Origin of the sequence: Streptomyces bikiniensis (genome assembly GCF_000716625.1) — a bacterium.
GTDB classification, from domain to species: Bacteria; Actinomycetota; Actinomycetes; order Streptomycetales; family Streptomycetaceae; genus Streptomyces; species Streptomyces bikiniensis.
Genome location: NZ_JNXJ01000011.1, coordinates 26989 through 51430, shown reverse-complemented (window position 1 = coordinate 51430; position 24442 = coordinate 26989). Strand labels below are relative to the sequence as shown.

The 24442-nt window shown below is 73.1% G+C and carries 24 protein-coding genes and 1 tRNA gene; 15 read left to right on the top strand and 10 right to left on the bottom strand.

Annotation, left to right across the window (positions count from 1 at the left end; all coding sequences use genetic code 11):
- Positions 1-11: 11 nt before the first annotated feature.
- A complete protein-coding gene (locus OO47_RS10940; protein WP_030206673.1) occupies positions 12-533 on the bottom strand; it encodes an FHA domain-containing protein FhaB/FipA in 522 nt (173 codons plus the stop codon).
- Positions 534-543: 10 nt separating this feature from the next.
- Positions 544-1398, bottom strand: coding sequence for an FhaA domain-containing protein (locus tag OO47_RS10935; protein ID WP_030206672.1), 855 nt, complete (start codon positions 1396-1398; stop codon positions 544-546).
- A 559-nt stretch (positions 1399-1957) separates the two neighbouring features.
- On the opposite strand from OO47_RS10935, the gene OO47_RS10930 reads away from it, so the two are divergent.
- The 3 genes from OO47_RS10930 to OO47_RS10920 all read left to right on the top strand — a co-directional run bounded on the left by OO47_RS10930 (position 1958) and on the right by OO47_RS10920 (position 4743).
- Positions 1958-2044: transfer RNA gene (locus tag OO47_RS10930), tRNA-Leu, on the top strand.
- A 227-nt stretch (positions 2045-2271) separates the two neighbouring features.
- Positions 2272-4047 (top strand): histidine kinase, encoded by a 1776-nt coding sequence (locus OO47_RS10925; RefSeq protein ID WP_051715332.1) that lies wholly within the window; start codon positions 2272-2274, stop codon positions 4045-4047.
- A gap of 36 nt (positions 4048-4083) precedes the next feature.
- Positions 4084-4743 carry a response regulator transcription factor gene (locus OO47_RS10920; RefSeq protein ID WP_030206670.1) on the top strand — a complete coding sequence of 220 codons (660 nt, stop codon included), beginning with the start codon at positions 4084-4086 and terminating at the stop codon, positions 4741-4743.
- Positions 4744-4800: 57 nt separating this feature from the next.
- Here OO47_RS10920 and OO47_RS10915 read toward each other — a convergent pair whose 3' ends face one another.
- Positions 4801-5268 (bottom strand): MarR family winged helix-turn-helix transcriptional regulator, encoded by a 468-nt coding sequence (locus OO47_RS10915; protein ID WP_033208801.1) that lies wholly within the window; start codon positions 5266-5268, stop codon positions 4801-4803.
- Between the two features lie 103 nt (positions 5269-5371).
- Here OO47_RS10915 and OO47_RS10910 point away from each other — a divergent pair, with 103 nt between their 5' ends.
- From OO47_RS10910 to OO47_RS10895, 4 genes are all read left to right on the top strand, one after another.
- Positions 5372-6427, top strand: coding sequence for an ABC-2 transporter permease (locus tag OO47_RS10910; protein ID WP_030206666.1), 1056 nt, complete (start codon positions 5372-5374; stop codon positions 6425-6427).
- A 206-nt stretch (positions 6428-6633) separates the two neighbouring features.
- Positions 6634-8121: a DUF2252 domain-containing protein gene (locus tag OO47_RS10905; protein ID WP_078489582.1), complete on the top strand. Its 1488-nt coding sequence runs from the start codon at positions 6634-6636 to the stop codon at positions 8119-8121.
- Between the two features lie 41 nt (positions 8122-8162).
- On the top strand, positions 8163-9005 hold the full coding sequence (locus tag OO47_RS10900; protein WP_030206656.1) for a hypothetical protein: 843 nt from the start codon (positions 8163-8165) through the stop codon (positions 9003-9005).
- A 56-nt stretch (positions 9006-9061) separates the two neighbouring features.
- Positions 9062-9406: a rhodanese-like domain-containing protein gene (locus OO47_RS10895; RefSeq protein ID WP_030206654.1), complete on the top strand. Its 345-nt coding sequence runs from the start codon at positions 9062-9064 to the stop codon at positions 9404-9406.
- Between the two features lie 63 nt (positions 9407-9469).
- Here OO47_RS10895 and OO47_RS10890 read toward each other — a convergent pair whose 3' ends face one another.
- From OO47_RS10890 to paaA, 5 genes are read right to left on the bottom strand one after another with little or no spacing between them, the layout of a single operon-like run.
- Positions 9470-10558: a 2Fe-2S iron-sulfur cluster-binding protein gene (locus tag OO47_RS10890; protein ID WP_030206651.1), complete on the bottom strand. Its 1089-nt coding sequence runs from the start codon at positions 10556-10558 to the stop codon at positions 9470-9472.
- A complete protein-coding gene (gene paaD / locus OO47_RS10885; protein WP_030206648.1) occupies positions 10559-11056 on the bottom strand; it encodes a 1,2-phenylacetyl-CoA epoxidase subunit PaaD in 498 nt (165 codons plus the stop codon).
- Positions 11050-11796 carry a 1,2-phenylacetyl-CoA epoxidase subunit PaaC gene (gene paaC, locus OO47_RS10880; RefSeq protein WP_030206645.1) on the bottom strand — a complete coding sequence of 249 codons (747 nt, stop codon included), beginning with the start codon at positions 11794-11796 and terminating at the stop codon, positions 11050-11052. The genes paaD and paaC overlap by 7 nt, the downstream gene beginning before the upstream one ends.
- Complete coding sequence (paaB, locus tag OO47_RS10875) at positions 11793-12080, bottom strand: 1,2-phenylacetyl-CoA epoxidase subunit PaaB (RefSeq protein ID WP_030206642.1); 288 nt, start codon at positions 12078-12080, stop codon at positions 11793-11795. The genes paaC and paaB overlap by 4 nt, the downstream gene beginning before the upstream one ends.
- Positions 12077-13111, bottom strand: coding sequence for a 1,2-phenylacetyl-CoA epoxidase subunit PaaA (gene paaA, locus OO47_RS10870; RefSeq protein WP_030206640.1), 1035 nt, complete (start codon positions 13109-13111; stop codon positions 12077-12079). Before paaA ends, paaB begins: the two co-directional genes overlap by 4 nt.
- 112 nt (positions 13112-13223) lie before the next feature.
- On the opposite strand from paaA, the gene OO47_RS10865 reads away from it, so the two are divergent.
- The 3 genes from OO47_RS10865 to OO47_RS10855 are packed head-to-tail and all read left to right on the top strand — an operon-like array spanning position 13224 to position 15975.
- Positions 13224-13976: a DUF5819 family protein gene (locus tag OO47_RS10865; protein ID WP_051715272.1), complete on the top strand. Its 753-nt coding sequence runs from the start codon at positions 13224-13226 to the stop codon at positions 13974-13976.
- Positions 13973-15304, top strand: coding sequence for an HTTM domain-containing protein (locus OO47_RS10860; RefSeq protein ID WP_234323128.1), 1332 nt, complete (start codon positions 13973-13975; stop codon positions 15302-15304). The genes OO47_RS10865 and OO47_RS10860 overlap by 4 nt, the downstream gene beginning before the upstream one ends.
- Positions 15301-15975, top strand: coding sequence for a TrmH family RNA methyltransferase (locus OO47_RS10855; RefSeq protein WP_030206626.1), 675 nt, complete (start codon positions 15301-15303; stop codon positions 15973-15975). Before OO47_RS10860 ends, OO47_RS10855 begins: the two co-directional genes overlap by 4 nt.
- A 47-nt stretch (positions 15976-16022) precedes the next feature.
- Here the strand turns inward: OO47_RS10855 and paaN are convergent, their stop codons facing one another.
- Positions 16023-17720 (bottom strand): phenylacetic acid degradation protein PaaN, encoded by a 1698-nt coding sequence (gene paaN, locus OO47_RS10850; RefSeq protein ID WP_030206624.1) that lies wholly within the window; start codon positions 17718-17720, stop codon positions 16023-16025.
- A 124-nt stretch (positions 17721-17844) separates the two neighbouring features.
- Between paaN and OO47_RS10845 the strand changes: the two genes are divergently transcribed.
- Both OO47_RS10845 and OO47_RS10840 read left to right on the top strand, forming a co-directional pair.
- Entirely contained in the window at positions 17845-19476 is a 1632-nt protein-coding gene (locus OO47_RS10845) for a 3-hydroxyacyl-CoA dehydrogenase (protein ID WP_078489581.1), read from the top strand.
- Positions 19473-20066, top strand: coding sequence for a TetR/AcrR family transcriptional regulator (locus OO47_RS10840; protein WP_030206619.1), 594 nt, complete (start codon positions 19473-19475; stop codon positions 20064-20066). Before OO47_RS10845 ends, OO47_RS10840 begins: the two co-directional genes overlap by 4 nt.
- Positions 20067-20158: 92 nt before the next feature.
- On the opposite strand, the gene OO47_RS10835 is transcribed toward OO47_RS10840, so the two are convergent.
- Complete coding sequence (locus OO47_RS10835; RefSeq protein WP_030206610.1) at positions 20159-20668, bottom strand: Lrp/AsnC family transcriptional regulator; 510 nt, start codon at positions 20666-20668, stop codon at positions 20159-20161.
- Positions 20669-20860: 192 nt separating this feature from the next.
- On the opposite strand from OO47_RS10835, the gene pdhA reads away from it, so the two are divergent.
- The 3 genes from pdhA to OO47_RS10820 are packed head-to-tail and all read left to right on the top strand — an operon-like array spanning position 20861 to position 24437.
- The gene (gene pdhA, locus OO47_RS10830; protein ID WP_030206607.1) at positions 20861-22018 is read left to right on the top strand and encodes a pyruvate dehydrogenase (acetyl-transferring) E1 component subunit alpha; all 1158 of its coding nucleotides are present in this window, start codon (positions 20861-20863) and stop codon (positions 22016-22018) included.
- Positions 22018-23064: an alpha-ketoacid dehydrogenase subunit beta gene (locus OO47_RS10825; protein WP_030206605.1), complete on the top strand. Its 1047-nt coding sequence runs from the start codon at positions 22018-22020 to the stop codon at positions 23062-23064. The genes pdhA and OO47_RS10825 overlap by 1 nt, the downstream gene beginning before the upstream one ends.
- Positions 23064-24437 carry a dihydrolipoamide acetyltransferase family protein gene (locus OO47_RS10820; protein ID WP_030206599.1) on the top strand — a complete coding sequence of 458 codons (1374 nt, stop codon included), beginning with the start codon at positions 23064-23066 and terminating at the stop codon, positions 24435-24437. Before OO47_RS10825 ends, OO47_RS10820 begins: the two co-directional genes overlap by 1 nt.
- Positions 24438-24442 lie beyond the last annotated feature (5 nt).

Here is a 24442-nt window from a genome sequence, read left to right as displayed (position 1 = left end):
TGATGCAGCCACTACTTCCGCAGCTCGATGACGGTCTTGCCGATGCGGATCGGCGCGCCCAGCGGAATCGGCGTGGCGGTGGTGAGGCGGGCCCGGTCGAGGTACGTGCCGTTGGTGGACCCGAGGTCCTCGACGATCCACTGGCCGTCCCGGTCCGGGTAGATCCGGGCGTGCCTGCTGGAGGCGTAGTCGTCGTCGAGGACGATCGTCGAATCGTGCGCCCGGCCCAGCGTGATCGTCTGGCCCTGGAGGGCGACGGTCGTGCCGGTGAGGGTGCCCTCGGACACGACGAGCTTGGTCGGGGCGCCGCGGCGCTGGCGCCCGCCGCCCGTGTTCTGCTGGCCGCGCTGCTGCGGGGGCGCGGCGGCCTGGCGCCCGGCCTGCTGGGGCCGCGCCTCCTGGCGCCGCGAACCGCGCTGGGTGACCCGCGTACCGAAGAGGTCGCTGCGGATGACCTGGACGGCCACGATGACGAACAGCCACAGAACGGCCAGGAAACCCAACCGCATGACCGTCAGGGTCAGCTCTGACATTGCCCCCGCTTCACCCTTCGGCTTGCCGGTAAACGATGGTGGTGCTGCCCACGACGATCCGCGAGCCGTCGCGGAGCGTAGCGCGGGTGGTGTGCTGCCCGTCCACCACGATGCCGTTGGTGGATCCGAGATCCTGGATCGTCGAGGGCGTTCCGGTCCGGATCTCGCAGTGCCGGCGGGAGACGCCGGGATCGTCGATCCTCACGTCCGCGTCGGTGCTGCGGCCGAGGACCAGGGTCGGGCGCGAGATCTGGTGGCGGGTGCCGTTGATCTCGATCCAGCGGCGCACCTGGGTGCCCGCTCCGCCGTGGGTGGCGGGGCCGGGCATGGCGCCGGGGCCGCCGGAGGGGCGGCCCGCGGCGGTCGGCGGCCGGTGACCGGGCGCGCCGGGAGGTGGTGAGGCGGGCATGGGCGGGGCGCCGGCCGGGGGGTACCCGTAGCCGTCGCGGCCCTGCTGCTGTCCGCCCGTGGGCGGCTGCGGCTGTGACGTACTCGACGCCAGCGTGCGGCTGCGGACGCGGTACAGGCCGGTGTCAAGGTCCTCGGCCTTCTCCAGGTGGACCTTGATCGGTCCCATGAAGGTGTACCGCTGCTGCTTGGCGTAGTCCCTGACCAGGCCGGCGAGCTCGTCGCCGAGCTGGCCCGAGTAGGGGCTCAGACGCTCGTAGTCCGGTGTGCTCAACTCGACGATGAAGTCGTTGGGCACGACGGTCCGCTCGCGGTTCCAGATCTGCGCGTTGTTGTCGCACTCGCGCTGGAGCGCGCCGGCGATCTCGACCGGCTGGACCTCGGACTTGAAGACCTTGGCGAAGGTGCCGTTGACCAGACCTTCGAGACGCTGCTCGAAACGCTTCAGGACTCCCATGGGGCACCTCCTCCGTCGTTGCCGTCCTGGCACTGCTTACTGATCGTATCCACGCGTCGGGAAATCGGCTGGTTCCCCTTCTCTGCCCTGTGGACGAGTGTCACCTCTCACAGGTTGCCCCCACGGATCGTAGAGGCGGCCTGTGGACAGTGTCCCGCACCCTGCTGTGGAAGCGGGGGCTCGGTCCGGGGTCCGGGCGGTCCGTCCCTGTTCCTCCCCTCTCCCTCCCCCTCCCTCTCCTTCCCCTCCAGCCTCTCCCCCCTTCCCCCTGTCCCCCTTCTCCCTTCCCCTCCAGCCGTCTCCCTCTCCTTCGGCCCGTCTTCCCTCCCGTCCCTCCGTCCTTCCTGTCCTTCCACCCGTCTCCCCCTCCTGCCGGCCGCCTGCTTCCACCCGCCTCCGTCCGCCCTACCCCTGTTCCGCCTCCCCTCACCCTGGTCACCTTGGTCTCCGCGAGCGGAGCCGAAACAACGGATGTGAATCCACGGTCTGCGACGTGCTAATCTTCTGATGTCGCCAGGCGCTCCCACCGAAAAGTGAGAGAGTCCGGAGCACACCCAATGCGCGGGTGGCGGAATAGGCAGACGCGCTGGATTCAGGTTCCAGTGCCCGAAAGGGCGTGGGGGTTCAACTCCCCCCTCGCGCACCAGGAGCATCGCTCCAGCTGTACCGATGAGAAGGTCGGCACCATGAAAATGGTGCCGACCTTCTTGGTTTTCGCGGTGCTTGCCGGGTCGTTGTGGTGAGGTACTCCGGTTGTGGGGCACTCCGGCTGTGAGGTACTCCACAGGATGCGCGACCTTCGTCGTCGAGGGGTGGGACGAAAGAGGGAAGGCCGGCGGTGGGGCCGGTGCCTAGGGTGCGGGCGTGGACGCTATGTCGAAGTCGGGGGACCGGGGTTCGTACGGGATCGGGGCCGCACTCGCCGCCGGGTGGGCCTGGTTCGCGGTGCCCGGGCAGTGGTCGGGGCGCAGGACCACCGGTGAGGTGGCGCTCGCCGTGGTCGTGGGGCTGCTCGGTGCCGGGGCCGAGGAGCTGCTGGGCGGCGAGGGGTGGGGGTTGGCGGCGGTCGCCGCCGGTGCCGCCGTGCTTTCGCTGCTGCGACGGCGGCTCCCCGCGAGCGTGCTCGTTCTGACGGCGGCGTTCTCTCCCTTCGTCCCCGGGTTCGGGCCGTTGCTGATCGTGGCCGGCTGGTCGGCCGGCCGGTACATCGCGAGCGCGGGGCGGGCGCTCGCCGCGTTCATCGCCGCCTTCGTCCTCGACGTCGGCGGGACGCTCCTGGACACCTGGGACCGGCAGCGGCTCTTCACCGTCGTCTTCATGGCGACCCTCTACTACCTGGGGACCACCCTGGCCCCCGGACTCGCCCACCGCTACTGGACCCAGCGGCGGTCCCTGCTGCACGCGCTCCAGGAGCGCAACGCCCAACTGCTGCGCGAGAGAACCATGGTGGCCTGGCAGGCGCGGCTGCGGGAGCGGCAGCGCATCGCCCAGGACATGCACGACAGCCTCGGGCACCAACTGGCCCTGATCGCCGTGCACACGGGGGCCCTGGAGGTCGACCGCGAGCTGAACGAGCGGCAGCGCGAGGCGGTCGGTGTCCTGCGGAGCGCCTCGGTGACCGCGATGCACGAGCTGCGGGAGGTCGTCGGGATACTCCGCGACGGGACCGGGGCGGCGAACGGCCCCGTGGTGCCCGCGCCCCCGGGGGACGAGACGGGGAGGGCGGCCCGGGGGATCGCCGGCATCGAAGGGCTCGTGGCGGCGGCCCGGGCGGCCGGCACCGAGGTCGGGCTGCGCCGGACGGGGGAGGAGCGGCCGCTCGCGCCGGCGGCCGACCACGCTGCGTACAGGATCGTGCAGGAGGCCCTGACCAACGCCTACAAGTACGCGCCGGGGGCACCGATCGGCGTCGAACTGCGCTACGAGCCGGACGCCTTCGTGGTGGAGGTCGTCAACGAGGAGCCGGCGGACGGACCCGCAGAGGACATGGTGAGCGGCGGGCAGGGGCTGACCGGCCTTGCCGAACGGGCCCGGCTGGTGGGCGGCATGTGCCACGCGGGCCCGGCCGACGACGGCGGGTTCCGGGTGGCCGGGATGCTGCCGTACGGGGCGGCGCCGGTCGCGGAGGAGGTGCCTTTGGTCGATGCGGTCGACGACTTCCGGCAGCAGACCACGAAGCCGCTGGTGGGCGATGGTCGTCCGGTCGTGGTCGGACCGGCCGACTGGACTTTCACCGAGCGGGAGCTGGCGATGGCGATGCGTGGGGGCAGGGGCGCGAGCACGGGCAGGGGGGTCGCGCTGGGCTGCGGGATCGCGTTCGGGGCGCTCGTCCTGCTTCTGGTGGCGGGGGGCTTCGGCCTCTACTTCCTGATCGGTTCGCTGGAGAAGGGGATGATCGATCCGGCGGAGTACGAGGCGGTGAGGGTCGGGGCGAGCGAGCAGGAGGTCCGTGCCCAACTGCCCTCGGGCGACTCGATAGCCACGGTGGGCCTCCAGAGTTCGGGGCCCGCGCGGCCGGAAGGGGCCGAGTGCCTGATGCTGCTGTCCTCGGAGACGAGCGAGAACTGGGACGAGGAGCCCGTTTTCCGGTTCTGCTTCAAGGACGGCAAGCTGATCGAGAAGAAGTCGTACATGGCCGAGCAGCGGTAGCGCGGCCGCTCGTACCGGAGCCGTGGGGGAGAAGCTGTGGCAGGGCAGCCCATCAGGGTCGTGATCGCCGACGACGAGCCGCTGATCAGGGCAGGGATCAGGATGATCCTCACCTCGGACCCCGACATCCAGGTCGTCGGGGAGGCGGCCGACGGGCGGGCTGCGGTCGAGGCGGCGCGGGCGCACGCCGCCGACGTGGTGCTGCTCGACATCCAGATGCCGGTGCTCGACGGGCTCTCGGCGCTGCCGGAGCTGCGGCGGGCGGCTCCCGGGGCCCGGGTCGTCGTCCTGACGACCTTCGGCGAGCGGGAGAACGTCCTGCGGGCGCTGGAGCACGGGGGTGCCGGGTTCCTGCTCAAGGACACGGCGCCCGCGGAGCTGATCGGGGCGGTGCGGGCGGCCGCGGCGGGAGACGCGTACCTGTCGCCGGCGGCGACCCGGCACGTGGTGGAGCGGCTCGCCAAGGGCCGGGAGGCGGCCCGTGCCGAGGAGGCGCGGGGGCGGGTGGCGGCGCTGAGCGAGAAGGAGCGGGACGTCCTGGCGCTGCTCGGGGAGGGGCTCTCCAACGCGGACGCGGGGAAGCGGCTGCACATGAGCGAGGGCACGGTGAAGACGTACGTGAGCCGGATCCTGGCCAAGCTGGACTGCGAGAACCGGGTCCAGGCGGCGCTGCTCGCGCGGGACGCGGGGCTGTAACCGCGTCGTTGTGGCCGTGTCGTCGTAGCCGTGCAGACGCCTCCCGGCGTGCGCGGGTCAGGGCGAGGGACGGTCCGGGAGGTCGTTCGTGCCGGCGTCGTTGTAGCGCAGGAGGTACGCGGCGAAGTGGGCCAGGTCCTCGGCGGACCAGTCCTTGAGGCGCTCCTGGTAGGCCGCCTGGCGGTTCGTCCGGGCGGTGGCGAGGACCTTCGTGCCCGCTTCCGTGGCGTGCAGGACCTGTACGCGGTGGTCGTCGGGGGCCGGCCGGCGCTCCACGAAACCGAGCTTCTCCAGGCCGGCGAGCTGGCGGCTGACCGTCGACTTGTCCAGCAGGTAGTGGGCCGCGAGATCGGTGGCGCGGCAGCCGTGCCGCTCCTCGATGTGGGCGAGGAGCGTGTAGGAGACGAGCGGGAGCTCGGGATGGACCCGGGCCGCCGCGGCGCGGGCCCGGCGGGCGAAGGCCGTCAGCTCGCGCTGGATGACGTCCAGGGACGTCTCGCGGGGTGGCTGCGCGCCGCCGGTCATGGGGGCTCCCTCGTCGTCGTGCGGGCGCTGTTCGCCCACCACGACCTTTCAGTTGTATAGTACAACGGTTCTTTAGTTGTAAAGGCCAACCATGGAGGTCTCGGTGTCCGCAGGACCGAACACCAGGGGAGCGTTGAAGCACGTCCTCGGGCATCTGCTCACCCCCCTGCTGATGTGCGTCGGCATGGGTCTCGCCTACCTCGGCGCCTTCCACGCCCCCGAACCCCACGACCTGCGCGTCGACGTCGTCGGCTCGGGCCCCACGACCCGGGTGCTCGCCCAGTCGCTGCAGGACGAGGGGGCGGGCGCCCTCGACGTGCGTACCGTCGCCGACCGGGAGATGGCCGTCACCGCGCTGCGCGAGCAGCACAGCTTCGGCGCCTACGTGCCCGGCGAGAAGCCCGAACTCCTCGTCGCCTCCGGCTCCTCCGACACCAGCGCCATGGCGGTCGAGAAGGTGTTCACCAAGGTCGCCGCCGCGCAGGACGCCCCGCTGAAGGTCACCGACATCGCCCCCACCGCCTCCGGCGACCCCACCGGCCAGGGCGTCTTCTTCCTCCTTGTCGCCCTCAGCATCGGCGCGTACGCCTCGGTCGCCGTCATCGGCGGCGCCGGGGCCGTCCTGCCCATGCGGATCAGGGTCCTCCTCGCCGCCGGCATGTCGTTCGTCGTCAGCCTGATCGGCACCCTCTTCGCCGGACCGGTCTTCCACCTGGTCGACCGGGGACTCGGCGGGGTGTGGGCGATGTCCTGGCTGTACGCGGCGGGCATCCTGCTCGTCGGCGTCGGCCTGCACACCTTCCTGCGCCGCTGGACCACGCTCGGCGTGATGGTCCTCTTCGTCATGCTCAACTTCACCAGCTCCGGCGGCATCTACCGGCCCGAGCTCCAGCCCGGCTTCTTCGGCGCCCTGCACGCCTTCTGGAACGGCGCGGGCTTCGTCGAGGGCGTGCGCGCCCATGTGTACTTCGACGGCCACGACCTCGGTGGGAACGTCCTCGTCCTCGCCCTCTGGCTCGTCGTCGGCGCCGTCCTCGTCACCGTCGCGGGCCTCACGGAGGCGCGGCGCGCGAAGGCGGTCGCCGGGCCTTCCGTCGAGGGGTCCGCGGAGGAGAAGGCCGAGGCCGAGGAGGAGATGGAGGAGGCCGTCGCGGTCTGAGGCCTGCCCCGTCCCGGTCCGCCCTGTCCCGGTCCGCCCGTCCCGGTGCGCCCCATACTGGTCCGCTCCACCCCGGTCCGTACGGCCGGGACGCGTCCGGAGGGGTTGTCCACAGGTGCTTGTCCACAGGGGAAGACGACCGATCCGCGACGGATGTACGGTCGGGGCCGAGCGAGGACGGACAACGCATCGGGGGAGGGCGTCCCATGGACGTGATCACGGCTGTCGCGCCGGAACAGCGCGGTACGGGCGGTACTGGCAGTACTGGCGGTACGGACGGGGTGCGGGACGCGGCGCGCATCCCGTACGTGCCGGGGTTCGCACGCCGGGTCGCCCCCGGGTCCGGCGCCTCCCCCAAGGAGCGGGGCAAGGCGCTCCGTGAGCGGGTCCCCCGCTCCTCGCACGCCCGGCAGGACCCCGTCCTCGACCGCCCGGACGCCGTCCGCGCCGTCGAGGAGTCGAACTTCGGCCGGGTACCGGAGCTCGCGCCGATCCGGGTCGGCAGGATGGCGGCGAGCCCGTTCGCCTTCCTGCGCGGCTCCGCCGGACTGATGGCCCAGGATCTCGCCGGGACCCCCGCCACCGGGATCGCCGCGCAGATCTGCGGCGACGCGCACGCCGCCAACTTCGGCCTCTACGGGGACGCCCGCGGCCGTCTCGTCATGGACCTCAACGACTTCGACGAGACCGTCGTAGGCCCCTGGGAGTGGGACCTCAAGCGGCTCGCCACCTCCCTCGTCCTCGCCGGACGGGAGGTCGGCGCGGACGAGGAGACCTGCCGGGCCGCCGCCTTCGACGCCGTCGGCGCCTACCGGCGCACCATGCGCCTGCTCGCCCGGCTCCCCGCCGCCGACGCCTGGAACGCGATCGCCGACGAGGAGCTCGTCTCCCACGCCGACGCCCACGACCTCCTCGGCATCCTGGAGAAGGTCTCCGCCAAGGCCCGCAACAACACCAGCGCCCGGTTCGCCGCCCGGTCGACCGAGGCCGTGACGGACGCCGAGGGCGGAGGCCGCAGGTTCGTCGACGCTCCCCCGGTGCTGCGGAGGGTCCCGGACGCCGAGGCGGCCCGGGTCGCCGCCTCCCTCGGCCCGTACCTGGAGACCGTGTCCGAGGACCGGCTGCCGCTCCTCGCGCGGTACGCCGTCCACGACGTGGCCTTCCGGGTGGTCGGCACCGGCAGCGTCGGCACCCGCTCCTACGTCGTGCTGCTCCTCGACCACCGGGGCGAGCCGCTGGTGCTCCAGGTCAAGGAGGCCCGGCCCTCGGCCCTGCTCCCCCACCTGCCGGCCGCGGGCTTCACCGTGAAGGACGCGGGCCACGAGGGGCGGCGCGTGGTGCTCGGGCAGAAGCGGATGCAGGTGGTCAGCGACATTCTGCTCGGTTGGACCAGCGTCGACGGGCGACCGTTCCAGGTGCGCCAGTTCCGCAACCGCAAGGGCAGCGTCGACCCCGCCGCGCTCACCGCCGACCAGGTCGACGACTACGGGCGGATGACCGGCGCCCTGCTGGCCCGTGCCCACGCCCACAGCGCCGACCCGCGCCTGATATCCGGCTACTGCGGAAAGAACGAGGAACTGGACGAGGCCGTCGCCTCCTATGCCGTCGCGTACGCCGACCGCACCACGGCCGACCACGCGGACCTGCTCTCCGCCGTCCGCTCCGGGCGGGTGGCGGCCGAGCTCGGCGTCTGACGCGGCGCTGGGCCGGAGTCCCCGCCCCTTACGCTGGGAGGGTGACGAGCCGGAGCGAGGACAGCGACGTGGACCAGGGCCTGGAGCAGGGCGCGGACACCGGGGGCGACGAGCGTCCCGAGGCACGGCTCGCGCGCGCCGTGCGGGCGGCCGAGCAGGCGTTGATCGAGTTCGAGATCGCCGTCGAGACCTTCCGGGTCGAGGTGGAGAACTTCTCCCGGCTGCACCACCAGCGGCTCGGCCCGATGTACGCGCGGCTCGACGAGCTGGAGGCGCAGATCGCCGAGGCCCGGGCGGCGCGCACCGGCGATCCGGAGGACCTGCGGCGGGCCCGGGAGGCCCGGGCGGCGGTCATGCCGATGCCCGGGGTGGAGGAGCTGTTCCACGACTGGATCGACGCCGACGGCCTCTCCCCCGAGGCGGCCGCCATGCTCACCGAGCGGCCGGTCCAGCCGCCGAAGCGGGTCCGGCCCGGCGAGGAGGCCCGCAGGCTCTACCGCGAGCTGGCCCGCAAGGCCCACCCCGACCTGGCCCGCGAGGAGGGCGAGCGGAAGCGGCGCGAGGAGTTCATCACCCGGGTGAACGCCGCCTACGCCCGGGGCGACGAGCGCCTGCTGCGCGAGCTGTCCGCCGAGTGGGAGGCCGGTCCGGCGCCGGCCGAGGAGCGGCTCGACGAGAGCGAGGAACTGTACGCGCGCCTGGAGTGGCTGGCGGAGCGCAAGGACATGCTGTCGGCGCTGGCGCGCGAGCTGGAGGAGAGCGCGATCGGCGCGATGCTGCGGATGGCGCCGGACGACCCGGACCGGCTCCTGGAGGAGATCGCCGAGCAGCTGCTCGCGCAGGTCTCCGAGCGGGAGAACGAGCTGTCCGGTCTGGTGCAGTAGGTTTTTCCGTGCGCCCGAGGCCCTTCGGGCGGTTCTGACGAGAGAAGGCCGGTCCCATGAATGTCTCCCCGCTGCCCTCGGTGGACGCGGCTTCCGTGCCGGCCGATGCCCTGGTGCTGGACGTCAGGGAGGAGAACGAGTGGGCGGCCGGGCACGTCGAGGGCGCGGTGCACGTGCCGATGAGCGACTTCGTGGCCCGCTTCGGCGAGGTCACCGAGTCCCTGGCCGAGCACGGCCGGGCCTATGTGATGTGCCGGGTGGGCGGCCGGTCGGCCCAGGTCACGCAGTACCTGCTCCAGCAGGGCTTCGACGCGGTGAACATCGACGGCGGGATGCTCGCCTGGGACGGCGCCGGGCGCCCGATGGTGGCGGAGAACGGCGCCGAGGCGTTCGTCCTCTGACCCCCGGGCCGGGGCCCGGAGACAGGGCCCGCGCCGTTCCCCGTTCCCTTCGTTCAGATTCCGTCAGCGGTCGAAGTCCAGCTCCACGTCGGCGGTGGTAGGGCGGGACTGGCAGGCCAGGACGTAACCGGCCTCCGTCTCGTCCGGCTCCAGGGCGAAGTTGCGGTCCATCCGCACCTCCCCGCCGACCACGAAGGCCCGGCAGGTGCCGCACACCCCGCCCTTGCAGGCGTACGGGGCGTCCGCGCGGGCCCGGAGCACGGTGTCCAGGAGCGTCTCGCCCCGTTCCACCGGCCAGGTGCCGGACCGGCCGTGCAGGGTCGCGGTCAGGGTGGCGTGCGCGGGGGCGTCGGCCGCCGGAGCCGCCACGGGTGCGGAGCCGTCGTCGACGTGGAAGATCTCCTGGTGGATCCGGCCCCGGTCGACGCCCAGGTCGCGCAGCGCACGCTCGGCGCCCTGCACCAGGCCGAACGGGCCGCACAGGAACCAGCCGTCCACCTCGCCGACCGGCAGCAGTGCGGGGAGCAGCCCCGCGAGCCGCTCGCGGTCGAGCCGGCCCGACGGCAGGCCCGCCTGCTGCTCCTCCCGGGAGAGCACGGTGACCAGCTGGAAGCGGCCGGGGTAGCGGTCCTTCAGGTCGGCCACCTCGTCCAGGAACATCGTGGACGCGGTGGTGCGGTCGCTCCGGACCAGGCAGAACCGGGCCTCCGGCTCGCGGGCGAGCAGGGTGGCCGCCATCGAGAGCACCGGGGTGATGCCGCTGCCGCCGACGACGGCCGCGAAGTAGCCGGGGCGCGGGGCGAGCGTGAAGCGGCCCGTCGGCTCCATGACCTCCACGAGGTCGCCGGCGGCCAGCTCCTTGAGCGCGTACGTCGAGAACGCGCCGCCGTCCACGAGCCGGATGCCGACGCGCAGGACGGGCGGCTCGCCGACCGGAGCGGCGGGGGCGCAGATCGAGTACGTGCGCCGGACCTCCTCGCCCCGCTCGCCGGTGCGCCGCAGCGCGAGGTGCTGGCCGGGCAGGTGCCGGTAGGCCTCGTGCAGCTCGGGCGGGACCGCGAAGGTGACGGCCACGGAGTCGTCCGTGAGCCGCTCGACCTCGCTGACCCTGAGCGGATGGAACCCGGCCCGTCCCGCGCCTGAGGACACCATCTACAGCTCCTTGAAGTGGTCGAACGGTTCGCGGCAGGCCGTGCAGCGGCGCAGGGCCTTGCACGCGGTGGAGGAGAAGCGGCTCAGGAGCTCGGTGTCGGTGGAGCCGCAGTGCGGGCAGCGGATCGCGAGCGTCAGCGGCACGGGACCGCCGGCCGGGCCCTGCGGGCGCGGCGGGGCGATGCCGAACTCGGTGAGCTTGCGCCGCCCCTCCTCGCTGATGTCGTCGGTGGACCACGCCGGGGTGAGGACCGTGACGACGGAGACCTCGGGGACCCCGTGGGCGTGGAGGGCGCTCTCGATGTCCGACGACATGGCCTCGATCGCCGGGCAGCCCGTGTACGTCGGGGTGAGGGTGACTTCGACCCGGCCGGGTCCGGTGACGTGGACGCCCCGCATCACGCCCAGCTCCTCCAGGGTGAGGACGGGCAGCTCGGGGTCGGGGACCGCGCCGGCGATCCGGCTCAGCTCCTCCTCCAGGGCCGTCATGGTCACCACGACGCCCCCGGGTGGCTGCGGTGCAGGTGCTGCATCTCGGCCAGCATCCGCCCGAAGGGTTCGGTGTGCAGGCCCTGGCGGCCCGCGCCCGCGCTCCAGGCGCCGGTGCGCGGCCCGGAGGGCACGGCGAGCGTCGCCCTGCCGAGGACGTCCGCCACCGACTCCAGCCAGGCGCTCTCCAGGGCCGCGTGGTCCACGTCGAGCCCCTCGACCGGCTGGAACAGCTCGCCGGTGTACCGCCACAGGGCCTCGCAGGCCCGGCTCATCCGCTCGTGGCTCTCGGGGGTGCCGTCGCCGAGCCGCAGCGTCCAGTGCTCGGCGTGGTCCCGGTGGTAGGCGACCTCCTTGACGGCCTTCGCCGCGAGACCGGCGAAGGGCCCGTCGCCGGAGGCCAGCCGCGCGTACAGCAGGTGCTGGTAGGTGGAGAAGTACAGCTGCCGGGCGATGGTGTGGGCGAAGTCGCCGTTCGGCTGCTCGACGAGCTGGACGTTCCGGAAGGAGCGCTCCTCGCGGAGGTAGGCCAGTTCGTCCTCGTCACCGACGAGTGAGAGCAGGACGCGGGCCTGGCCGAGCAGGTCCAGCGCGATGTTGGCCAGGGCGACCTCCTCCTCCAGGACGGGGGCGGAACCGGCCCACTCCCCCAGGCGGTGGGAGAGGACCAGGGCGTCGTCAGCGAGGGCGAGGGCCGCGCCGACGGGCACGGCGGCGGTGGCGCTCCCGGAGGTGTCGGGGGTGCTCACAGGTGCTTCACCCCCTCCGGGATCTCGTAGAAGGTCGGGTGGCGGTAGGGCTTGTCCGCCGCCGGGTCGAAGAAGGGGTCCTTCTCGTCGGGCGAGGAGGCGGTGATCGCCGCGGAGGGCACCACCCAGATCGAGACGCCCTCGCTCCTGCGGGTGTACAGGTCGCGGGCGTTGCGCAGGGCCATCTCCGCGTCGGGCGCGTGGAGACTGCCCGCGTGGGTGTGGGACAGTCCGCGGCGCGAGCGCACGAACACCTCCCACAGCGGCCAACCGTCGCTCGTCATGCCTGTGCCTTCCCGTTGTTCCCGCCGGTGTGCTTCTCCGCGTGGGCCGCCGCCGCTTCCCTGACCCAGGCGCCGTCCTCGTGGGCCTGGCGCCGCTTGCTCAGCCGCTGGTCGTTGCAGGGGCCGTTCCCCTTGAGGACGTCCCAGAACTCGGTCCAGTCGATCGGTCCGAAGTCGTAGTGCCCGCGCTCCTCGTTCCACCGGAGGTCCGGGTCGGGGAGGGTGAGGCCGAGCGCGTCGGCCTGGGGCGCGGCGATGTCGACGAAGCGCTGCCGCAGCTCGTCGTTGGAGTGGCGCTTGATCTTCCAGGCCATCGCCTGGGCCGTGTGGGTCGACTCGTCGTCCGGCGGGCCGAACATCATCAGCGAGGGCCACCACCAGCGGTTCACCGCGTCCTGCGCCATGGCGTGCTGGGCCTCGGTGCCGTTCGACAGGGCGAGCAGCGCCTCGTACCCCTGGCGCTGGTGGAAGGACTCCTCCTTGCAGACCCGGACCATCGCGCGGGCGTACGGGCCGTAGGAGCAGCGGCACAGGGGGACCTGGTTGGTGATCGCGGCACCGTCCACCAGCCAGCCGATCGCGCCGACGTCGGCCCAGGTCAGCGTGGGGTAGTTGAAGATCGAGGAGTATTTCTGGCGGCCGGAGTGGAGCTTGTCGAGCAGCTCGTCGCGGCTGGTGCCGAGGGTCTCCGCCGCGCTGTACAGGTAGAGGCCGTGGCCCGCCTCGTCCTGCACCTTGGCCATCAGGATCGCCTTGCGGCGCAGCGAGGGGGCGCGGGTGATCCAGTTCGCCTCGGGCTGCATGCCGATGATCTCGGAGTGGGCGTGCTGCGCGATCTGCCGGACGAGCGAGGCGCGGTAGGCCTCGGGCATCCAGTCGCGCGGCTCGATGCGCTCGTCGGCGGCGACGGCGGCGTCGAACACGGCCTCGTGGGCGGCCGCCTCCACCGCGGCCGCGTCCGCCGCGCCGATCGTGCCCGCGCCGCCCGCCGTACCCGCGCTCCCTGCCGTTCCCGCCGTCACCGCAGTCATCAGATCCCCTACCGACCGATCGTTCGGTTCATTGGCTTCAATGGTGAGACGGCGGCCCGTATGGTGTCAACCCTGTGGATAACCGAGGTGGGCCGATCGGGATCGGGGCGGGATGGACACGGACGTCGAAAAGGGCGCGGCCGGGGCGGACGGGGCGGGCAGGACGGGCGCCGGGATCATGGCCCTCTCCCTGCCGTACCAGGTCGTCGTCGCCGTCGCGCTCGCCGTCACCGGCGTGTTCGCCTGCGTCCACCTCGCGATGGTCTTCCTGCACGTGGCGCCGTCCAACACGCTGACCAAGCAGAACGGCCAGGCCGTCGACGACTGGATCTACCCCGAGTTCGAGCAGAACTGGAAGCTCTTCGCGCCCAACCCGCTCCAGCAGAACGTCTCCGTCGAGGCCCGCGCCGAGCTCGCCACCGCCGACGGCGGCCGCCGCACCACCGGCTGGATCGACCTCACGGCCCAGGACGCCGAGGCCGTCCGCCACAACCCGATGCCGAGCCACACCCAGCAGAACCAGCTCCGCAGGGCCGTGGACTTCTACTTCAACTCGCACAACGACGAGCACCGACCCAACGGACTGCGCGGCCGCCTCTCGGAGCAGTACATGCGCCGGATCGCGGTGCAGCGGCTCGACGCCCTGCCCTCCCTCGGCGGCTCCGACGTCCGGCGCGTCCAGCTCCGCGCCGTCACCCGGCCCGTCCCCGCGCCGCGGTGGGGCACCGAGAAGCCGAAGACCTCCGCCCCCACCTACCGCGACTTCCCGTGGTGGCGGATCACCGACGCCGACCGGTCCCCCGGCGCCGGCGCCGACCGGAACCCCGCGGACGCGGCTCCGAACCGTACGGAGGAGGCCCGATGAGCGCCCCGGCCCCGACGCCCGTGTCCGCGCCCACGCGCGCGCGTGCCCGCGAGCCCTTCGACCGCCGGCTCACCCGCGCCGTCCAGACCGTCACCGGCCGCTCCCTCGGCCCGTACCAGAGCGCGATCGTACGGATCGGCTTCTCGCTGACCTGGCTGCTCTTCCTGCTGCGCGAGCTGCCGCACCGGCACCAGCTGTACGGCTTCGAGAGCCCCTGGTCATGGGGGATGGCCGAGCGGCTGATCGCCGACAACCGGGCCTTCACCGTGCTCCTCTGGTCGGACGGGCGGATCTGGTTCGAGATCGTCTACGCACTCGCGGTGCTCTCCGCCGCCCTCCTCCTGGTGGGCTGGCGCACCCGGGCCGTCTCCGTGGTCTTCATGGCCGGGGTGCTGTCGCTGCAGAACCGCGCCGTCTTCGTGGGCGACGGCGGCGACAACGTCCTCCACCTCGCCGCGATCTACCTCGTCCTGATCCGCTGCTCGCAGGTGTGGTCCCTCGACGCCCGGCGGGCGGCCCGCGAGGACCGCGCCGCCCGCGCCGGGGAGCCCCCGCGCCGCGACCTCACCGGCCCGCTGCTGTGGGTCGTGCTCGGCGGCTTCCTCGTGGCCACCACCTGGTTCGCCGACGTCACCGGCGAGTGGTGGATCCCGGTGCTGCTGTGGGTGCTCTGGCTGGGGAACGGGCTGTGGTGGCTGGTCTGCCGGTACGCCCCCGGGGAGCCCCGCACCCTGCTCGACGCCCTCGCCAACCTCGCGCACAACGGCGCCCTGCTCGTGCTCATGGCGGAGGTCTGCCTGATCTACGCCACGGCCGGCTGGTACAAGGTCCAGGGCTCGCGCTGGCAGGACGGCACCGCGCTGTTCTACCCGCTCCACCTCGACTACTTCACGCCTTGGCCCACCCTCTCCGAGCTGCTCGCCGCCAGCGGGATCATGGTGATGGTGCTGACCTACGGCACGGTGATCGTGCAGGTCGCCTTCCCCTTCACGCTCTTCAACCGCAAGGTCAAGAACGTCCTGCTCGTCGCGATGATGCTGGAGCACGCCGGGATCGCCGTGCTCCTCGGCCTGCCGGTCTTCTCGCTGGCGATGATCTCCGCCGACGCGGTGTTCCTGCCGACGGTGTTCCTGGTGGCCCTGGGCGCGCGGGCGACCCGGATCCGGGACCGGCTGCTGCGACGGGCACCGGAGAAGGCACTGCCCGAGCAGCGCCGTACGGACGCGCAGGGTCCCGCGGACGAGCAGCGCCATACGGACGCGCAGGGCCCCGCGGACGGGGAGCGCCCTGCGGGCGGGGAGCACGGCCCCCGTACCCTCGTCGGGTGAGCAGCACCGAAGAGAGGCCCGGGGCCGAGCAGGAGCCGGTCCAGTACGACGAGGGGTTCGGCACCGAGGTCGGCGTCGGACCGCACCCGGAGCCGTGGCCCGAGGGCGAGCGGTACGACCCCGAGCTGCTCGCCGGCGGCGACCGGCGCAACGTCGTCGACCGCTACCGGTACTGGACGCGCGAGGCGGTCGTCGCCGACCTGGACACCCGGCGCCACGACTTCCACGTGGCGGTGGAGAACTGGGGCCACGACTTCAACATCGGCTCGGTGGTGCGGACCGCCAACGCCTTCCTGGCCAAGGAGGTCCACATCGTGGGCCGGCGGCGCTGGAACCGGCGCGGCGCCATGGTCACCGACCGCTACCAGCACGTCCGCCACCACCCGGACACCGCGTCGCTGACCTCGTGGGCGGCGGCCGAGGGCCTGCCCGTCATCGGCATCGACAACCTGCCCGGCGCCGTGCCGCTGGAGCGGACCGTGCTCCCCCGCCGCTGCGTGCTGCTCTTCGGACAGGAGGGCCCCGGGCTCACCGAGGAGGCCCGCGCCCACGTGGAGACGGTCTGCTCGATCGCCCAGTTCGGCTCCACCCGGTCGATCAACGCGGGGGCCGCCGCCGCCATCGCCATGCACGCGTGGATCCAGCGGTACGCGGAGATCGAGACCCCTTAGGGCCCCGGGGCGGCGGGGCCTTGAGGGGCCCCGCCGCACACGGCAGGTCAGGCCTGGCGGCGGACCTCCACCACCCGGAAGCGGTTGGAGACGAAGGCGCCGTCGCACAGCGCGGCGTTCGCCGCCGGGTTCCCGCCGGAGCCGTGGAAGTCGGAGAACGCGGCCGTCTGGTTCACGTACACCCCGCCCGTCAGGTTCAGCGACAGCTGGGCCGCCTCCTCCAGGCAGACCTCCTCCACCGCGCGCTCGACCTCCTCCGAGGTCGTGTACGCGCCGACCGTCATCGCGCCCTTCTCGCGGACCGTGCGCCGCAGCAGCTCCAGGGCGTCGGCGGTGGAGTCCACCGCGACGGCGAAGGAGACCGGGCCGAAGCACTCCGAGAAGTACGCGTCCTGCGCCTCCGGCTTGGAGCCGTCCAGCTTCACGATCACCGGGGTGCGGACCACGGCGTCCGGGAACTCCGGGTTGGCCACCTCGCGGGACGCCAGCGCCACCTCGCCGAGGTCGGCGGCGGCCTCCAGGCGCGCCTTCACGTCCGGGTTGACCAGGGCGCCCAGCAGGCCGTTGGCCCGGGCGTCGTCGCCGAGCAGGCCGTCGACCGCCGCCGCGAGGTCGGCCACGACCTCGTCGTACGACTTGGGGCCCTGGTCGGTGGCGATGCCGTCGCGGGGGATCAGCAGGTTCTGCGGGGTGGTGCACATCTGGCCGCTGTAGAGGGACAGCGAGAAGGCCAGGTTGCCGAGCATGCCCCGGTAGTCGTCGGTGGAGTCCACCACGACCGTGTTGACCCCGGCCTTCTCGGTGTAGACCTGGGCCTGGCGGGCGTTGGCCTCCAGCCAGTCGCCGAAGGCGGTCGAACCGGTGTAGTCGATGATCCGGACCTCGGGGCGCACGGCCAGGGTCTTGGCGATGCCCTCGCCGGGACGCTCGACGGCGAGCGCCACCAGGTTGGGGTCGAAGCCCGTCTCGGCGAGCACCTCGCGGGCGACCCGGACGGTGAGCGCGAGCGGCAGGACCGCGCGCGGGTGGGGCTTGACCAGGACCGGGTTGCCGGTGGCGAGGGAGGCGAACAGTCCCGGGTAGCCGTTCCAGGTGGGGAAGGTGTTGCAGCCGATCACCAGGGCGACGCCCCGGCCGACCGGGGTGAACTCCTTGCTCAGCTCCAGGGGGTCCCGCTTGCCCTGGGGCTTGGACCAGCCGGCCCGCCCGGCGGGGGTGCGGGTCTGCTCCGCGTACGCGTACGCCACGGCCTCCAGGCCGCGGTCCTGGGCGTGCGGGCCGCCGGCCTGGAACGCCATCATGAACGCCTGGCCGCTGGTGTGCATGACGGCGTGGGCGAACTCGTGGGTGCGGGCGGAGATCCGGGCGAGGATCTCCAGGCAGACCAGGGCGCGCGTCTCGGCCCCGGCGTCGCGCCAGGCACCCATGCCCGCGCGCATGGCGGGCAGCAGGACGTCGAGGTCCGCGTGCGGGTACTCGACGCCGAGCTCCGGCCCGTACGGCGAGACCTCGCCGCCGGTCCAGCCGTCCGTGCCGGGCTGGTCGAGCTCGAAGCGGCCGTTCAGCAGGGACTGGTACGCGGTCAGGCCGGCCGCCGCGTCGAGCGAGCCGTCCGCCCCGTAGGCCTTCGGGTGCTCGGGGTGCGGCGACCAGTAGGCGCGGGTGCGGATGGTGTCGAGCGCCTGGTCGAGCGTGGACCGGTGCTTCTCGGCCAGACGGTCGGTGGTCGGCTGAGCGGTGGCCATGGGTGGACCAACTCCTCGTCGAGCTGGGCAGGGAGACACGTACGGAGTTAGAGTAACCGAACGATCGGTCGGGACAAGGGGGTCCGCCGATCCTGTGGAAAACCCATCGGGGAGGATCACTCCCATGAGTGCCGACGTGACCGTCAGGGGGAACGACGACGTGACCGCCAATGAGCCCGCCGCCGTGGAGCAGGACCGCGTTGCAGCCGTGGGGACGGAGGGCGCCGGGGCCGTGGAGTCCGTCGGGCGGGGCCGTGTCGTCGCCGTCGTCGGCACCGGGACCATGGGCCAGGGCATCGCCCAGGTCGCCCTGGTCGCCGGCCACCCCGTGCGCCTCTACGACAGCGCCCCCGGCCGGGCCGGGGAGGCCGTGGCCGCCCTCACCGCCCGCCTCGACCGGCTCGTGGAGAAGGGCCGCCTGGACGCGGGCGCGCGCGAGGCGGCCGTCGGACGGCTGCACGCGGCCGGAGAGCTCGCCGAACTCGCGGACGCGGCCCTCGTGGTCGAGGCGATCGTGGAGGACCTGGAGGTCAAGCGGCGGCTCTTCGCCGACCTGGAGGAGGTCGTCGGCGACGACACCGTCCTCGCCACCAACACCTCGTCGCTCTCCGTCACCGCCATCGCCGGAGGCCTGCGCCTGCCCGGCCGGTTCGTCGGACTGCACTTCTTCAACCCGGCGCCGCTGCTCCCGCTGGTCGAGGTCGTCAGCGGCTTCGCCACCGACCCGGACACCGCCACGCGCGCGTACGAGACGGTGAAGGGCTGGGGCAAGACGCCGGTGCGCTGCGCGGACACCCCCGGCTTCCTCGTGAACCGGATCGCGCGCCCCTTCTACGCCGAGGCGTTCCGGGTGTACGAGGAGGGCGGCGCCGACCCGGCCACCATCGACGCGGCCCTGCGCGAGAGCGGCGGCTTCCGCATGGGTCCGTTCGAGCTGACCGACCTCATCGGCCAGGACGTGAACGAGGCCGTCACCCGCTCCGTCTGGGACGCCTTCCACCAGGACCCCAAGTTCACCCCGTCGCTCGCGCAGCGCCGGCTGGTCGAGTCCGGGCGCCTCGGCCGCAAGACGGGCCACGGCTGGTTCTCGTACGCGGAGGGCGCCGAGTGTTCCGAGCCGCACACGGCCCCGCCGGCGAAGGCGCCGGAGCGGATCACCGTCCGGGGCGACCTGGGCCCGGCCGAGCCGCTGGTGGGTCTCTTCGAGGAGGCTGGGATCACGGTCCGGCGCAAGAAGCGGGGGAACGGCTTCTTCGAGCTGCCGGGCGGCGCCGTGCTGCTGCTCGCCGACGGGGAGACCTCCTTCGAGTACGGCCGTGACGAGGTCGTCTACTTCGACCTGGCCCTCGACTACGCGCGCGCGGACCGGATCGTGCTCTCCACCGCGGAGGAGACCGAGCCGCAGGTGCTCGCCGAGGCGGTGGGCCTCTTCCAGGCGCTCGGCAAGCGGGTGTCCGTGATCAGCGACGTGCCCGGCATGATCGTGGCCCGTACGGTCGCGATGCTGGTCGACCTCGCGGTCGACGCGGTCGACCGGAGGGTCGCCACCGCCGAGGACGTCGACACCGCGATGCGGCTCGGGGTCAACTACCCGGCCGGACCGTTCGAGTGGGCCGAGCGGGTGGGCTACCGGCGCGTGTGCGGCCTGCTCAAGTCGCTGCACGAGCGGTACCCGACGGGTCGGTACGCGCCGGGCACCGGTCTGGTACGCCGGGCGTACGCCGAGGAGACCCGCGACGAGGAGGGCTCCCGATGACCACGGCGAAGCGCGACACGTACACCCCCGAGACGCTGCTCTCGGTCGCGGTGCGGGTCTTCAACGAGCGCGGTTACGACGGCACCTCCATGGAGCACCTGTCGAAGGCGGCGGGCATCTCCAAGTCCTCGATCTACCACCACGTGTCCGGCAAGGAGGAGCTGCTCCGGCGGGCGGTCAGCCGGGCGCTGGACGGCCTGTTCGCGGTCCTCGACGAGCCGGGGGCCGGGCAGGGCCGGGCCGTCGAGCGGGTCGAGTACGTCACGCGCCGCACGGTCGAGGTGCTGATCGAGGAGCTGCCGTACGTGACGCTGCTCCTGCGGGTGCGCGGCAACACGGCCACCGAGCGGTGGGCGATGGAGCGGCGCCGCGAGTTCGACCACCGGGTGGCCGACCTCCTGAAGGCGGCCGTCGCCGAGGGCGACCTGCGGGCCGACGTGGACATCCGGCTCGCGACCCGGCTTCTCTTCGGCATGATCAACTCGCTGGTGGAGTGGTACCGGCCGCATACGGACACGGCGGCGGAGCGGCAGCGGATCGCCGGGACCGTGGTCCACCTGGCCTTCGACGGGCTGCGGACGGCCGGCTGACGCCCTCGGCGGGCCCCTGGCCCGGGCGCCTCAGTGGTCCGGGGGCCCCTGGCCCGGGCGTCCCAGCGGTCCGCGCCCCGGCCCGGGCGGTCTCAGTGGTCCGGGTCGAGGTCCGTCTCCTCGAAGACCAGCAGCGTCCGGGTCGAGAGCACCTCCGGGATCGACTGGAGCTTGGTGAGCACCAGCTCGCGCAGGGTCCGGTTGTCCGGGGTGTGCACCAGGAGCAGTACGTCGAAATCGCCGCTGACCAGCGCGATGTGCGCGGCCCCCGGCAGGGCCTGGAGCTGCTCGCGCACGGTCCGCCAGGAGTTCTGGACGATCTTGAGCGTGATGTAGGCGGAGGCGCCGTGGCCGGCCCGCTCGTGGTTCACGCGGGCGCTGAAGCCCCGGATCACCCCGTCGTCGATGAGCCGGTTGATCCGCGCGTAGGCGTTGGCCCGGGAGACGTGCACCCGCTCGGCCACGGAGCGGATCGACGCCCGGCCGTCCGTTTGGAGTATGCGCAGGATGTCGCGGTCGATCGCGTCCAGCGGGCGCGCGGGCGGGCCCTGCAGCGCCGCCGCCGGGGCCGGGGAGACGACCTGCTCCCAGTCGTCGGCCATTTGTTCATCCGCCATGTGCCCCCGCCTCTCTCCGGTGGACGACCTGTTCTTATCCCAGGCTGTGGAGAACCGTTTGTCCACAGGCTGGAGGTGCCTGTAGCCAAAATGCCTCCACGACCGAACAATCGGTAGGTGAGGCGCACCACACTCGCGCCGCCCGCCTTCGGGCTTCATGCCCGCTCCCACGAGGAGGTGGACTCGTTGCAACAGCGCAGTTCGACAGTCCAAGAGCCGCCCGGTGCCGCCCCCGCCCGCCGGACCACCCCGCCGGAGTGGCGGCCGCGCACCGACCCCGCGCCGCTGCTGCCGGACGCCGAGCCGCTGCGCGTGCTCGGCACGGACGCCATGGCCGACGCCGATCCCGCGCTGCTGCTGCGGCTCTACGCGGAGCTGGTCCGCGGCCGCCGGTACAACACCCAGGCCACCGCCCTCACCAAGCAGGGCCGGCTCGCCGTGTACCCGTCCACCACCGGCCAGGAGGCATGCGAGATCGCCGCCGCGGCCGTCCTGGAGGACCGGGACTGGCTCTTCCCCTCGTACCGCGACACCCTGGCGGCGGTGGCCCGCGGCCTCGACCCCGTCCAGGCCCTGACCCTGCTGCGCGGCGACTGGCACACCGGCTACGACCCGCACGAGCACCGGATCGCCCCGCTCTGCACGCCCCTGGCCACCCAGCTCCCGCACGCGGTGGGCCTCGCCCACGCCGCCCGCCTCAAGGGCGACGACGTCGTCGCCCTCGCCATGGTCGGCGACGGCGGCACCAGCGAGGGCGACTTCCACGAGGCGCTGAACTTCGCGGCCGTCTGGCAGGCCCCCGTGGTCTTCCTCGTGCAGAACAACGGCTTCGCGATCTCCGTGCCGCTCGCCAAGCAGACCGCCGCCCCCTCCCTCGCCCACAAGGGCGTCGGATACGGCGTGCCGGGCCGGCTGGTGGACGGCAACGACGTGGTCGCCGTCCACCAGGTGCTCACCGAGGCCGTGGCCCGCGCGCGGCGCGGCGGCGGGCCGACCCTGGTCGAGGCCGTCACCTACCGGATCGACGCCCACACCAACGCCGACGACGCCACCCGCTACCGCGAGTCCGCCGAGGTCGAGACCTGGCGGGCGCACGACCCCGTCCTGATCCTCGAACGGGAACTGACCGAACGCGGCCTGCTGGACGAGGACGGCAGGCGCGCCGCGGCCGAGGCCGCCGAGACCATGGCCGCCGACCTGCGCGAACGGATGAACGCCGACCCGGTGCTCGACCCGATGGACCTGTTCTCCCACGTGTACGCGGAGCAGACCACGCAGCTGCGCGAACAGGCGGCGCAGCTGCGCGCCGAGCTCGAAGCCGAGGGTGAGGCGTGATGACGACCGCGACGACCGGACCCAAGGCGTCCGGGGCCGGCGGGAAGGCCGGGAAGGCCAAGCCCGCCACGATGGCGCAGGCGCTCCAGCGCGCCATGCGCGACGCCATGGCCGAGGACCCGACCGTCCACGTGATGGGCGAGGACGTCGGCACCCTCGGCGGGGTCTTCCGGGTCACCGACGGGCTCGCGAAGGAGTTCGGCGAGGACCGCTGCACGGACACCCCGCTGGCCGAGGCCGGCATCCTCGGCGCGGCCGTCGGCATGGCCATGTACGGCCTGCGGCCGGTCGTGGAGATGCAGTTCGACGCCTTCGCCTACCCGGCGTTCGAGCAGCTGATCTCCCACGTGGCCCGCATGCGCAACCGCACGCGCGGCGCGATGCCGATGCCGATCGTCATCCGGGTGCCGTACGGCGGCGGGATCGGCGGCGTCGAGCACCACAGCGACTCCTCCGAGGCCTACTACACGGCCACGCCGGGCCTGCACGTCGTCACCCCGGCCACCGTCGAGGACGCCTACGGCCTGCTGCGAGCGGCCATCGCCTCCGACGACCCGGTGGTCTTCCTGGAGCCCAAGCGGCTCTACTGGTCGAAGTCCGACTGGTCCCCCGAGGCGCCCGCGCCCGTCGAACCCATCGGCAGGGCCGTCGTGCGGCGCCGGGGCACCGGCGCCACCCTGATCACCTACGGGCCCTCGGTGCCGGTCTGCCTGGAGGCCGCCGAGGCCGCGCAGGCGGAGGGCTGGGACCTCGAAGTGGTCGACCTGCGCTCGCTCGTGCCCTTCGACGACGAGACCGTCTGCGCCTCGGTGCGGCGCACCGGACGCGCCGTCGTGGTCCACGAGTCGACCGGCTTCGGCGGCCCCGGCGCGGAGATCGCCGCCCGGGTGACCGAGCGCTGCTTCCACCACCTGGAGGCGCCGGTGCTGCGGGTCGCGGGCTTCGACATCCCGTACCCGCCGCCGATGCTGGAGCGGCACCACCTGCCCGGCGTGGACCGGGTCCTGGACGCGGTGGCCCGGCTCCAGTGGGAGGCGGACAACTGATGGCCCAGGTCCTCGAATTCAAGCTGCCCGACCTCGGCGAGGGGCTCACCGAGGCCGAGATCGTGCGCTGGCTGGTCGCCGTCGGCGACGTCGTCGCCGTCGACCAGCCGGTCGTCGAGGTCGAGACGGCCAAGGCCATGGTCGAGGTGCCCTGCCCGTACGGCGGCGTCGTCACCGCCCGGTACGGCGAGGAGGGCACCGAACTGCCCGTCGGCGCACCGCTCCTGACGGTCGCCGTGGGCGGCACGGGGGGCGCCGGCCCCGCGACCGCCCCCGTCGCCGCGGAGGAGGACGCCGGGACCGCCGCCGCGCAGGCCGGGTCCGCCGAGTCCGCCGTGTCTGCTGTGTCTTCTGAGTATTCAGGCAACGTCCTCGTCGGGTACGGAACCGCCGGGCCCGCCGCCCGGCGCCGCCGGGTGCGGCAGACGGCTCCGGCCGCCGCCCCGGCACCGGTCGCGGTCCCCGCGCCCGTGCCCGCGCCCGCGCACCGGGGACCCGTTCCCGTCATCTCCCCGCTCGTACGGAAGCTGGCCAGGGACGGGGGGCTCGACCTGCGGCAGGTGCGCGGTTCGGGGCCCGAGGGGCTGATCCTGCGCGCCGACGTGGAACTGGCCCTCGCGGCCGCCCGGGACCGGCAGGTCACCGCGCCGGAGCCCGCCCCCTCCGCCCCCTCCGTCACCTCGGCGGGCGAGCGGGTCCCGCTGCGCGGGGTGCGCGGCGCGGTGGCGGACAAGCTGTCCCGCAGCCGTACGGAGATCCCCGACGCGACCTGCTGGGTCGACGCCGACGCGACCGAGCTGATGGCCGCGCGGGCGGCGATGAACGCGGCGGGCGGGCCGAAGATCTCGCTGCTCGCGCTCCTCGCCCGGATCTGCGTCCACGCCCTGGCCCGGTTCCCCGAGCTCAACTCCACGGTCGACACCGCCGCCCGGGAGATCGTCCGGCTGCCGGACGTGCACCTCGGGTTCGCCGCCCAGACCCCGCGCGGCCTGGTCGTCCCCGTGGTCAAGGACGCGGGCAGGCGGACGGCCGAGGCGCTGACGGAGGAGTTCGGGCGCCTGACCGAGGCCGCCCGGCAGTCCGCGCTCACCCCGGCCGATCTGACGGGAGGCACGTTCACCCTCAACAACTACGGGGTGTTCGGGGTCGACGGCTCCACGCCGATCATCAACCACCCCGAGGCCGCCATGCTCGGCGTCGGCCGGATCATCCCCAAACCCTGGGTGCACCGGGGCGAACTGGCCGTCCGTCAGGTCGTGCAGCTCTCGCTCACCTTCGACCACCGCGTCTGCGACGGCGGCACGGCGGGCGGCTTCCTGCGGTACGTGGCGGACTGCGTCGAACAGCCGGCGGTGCTGCTCCGCACGGTCTGACGGCA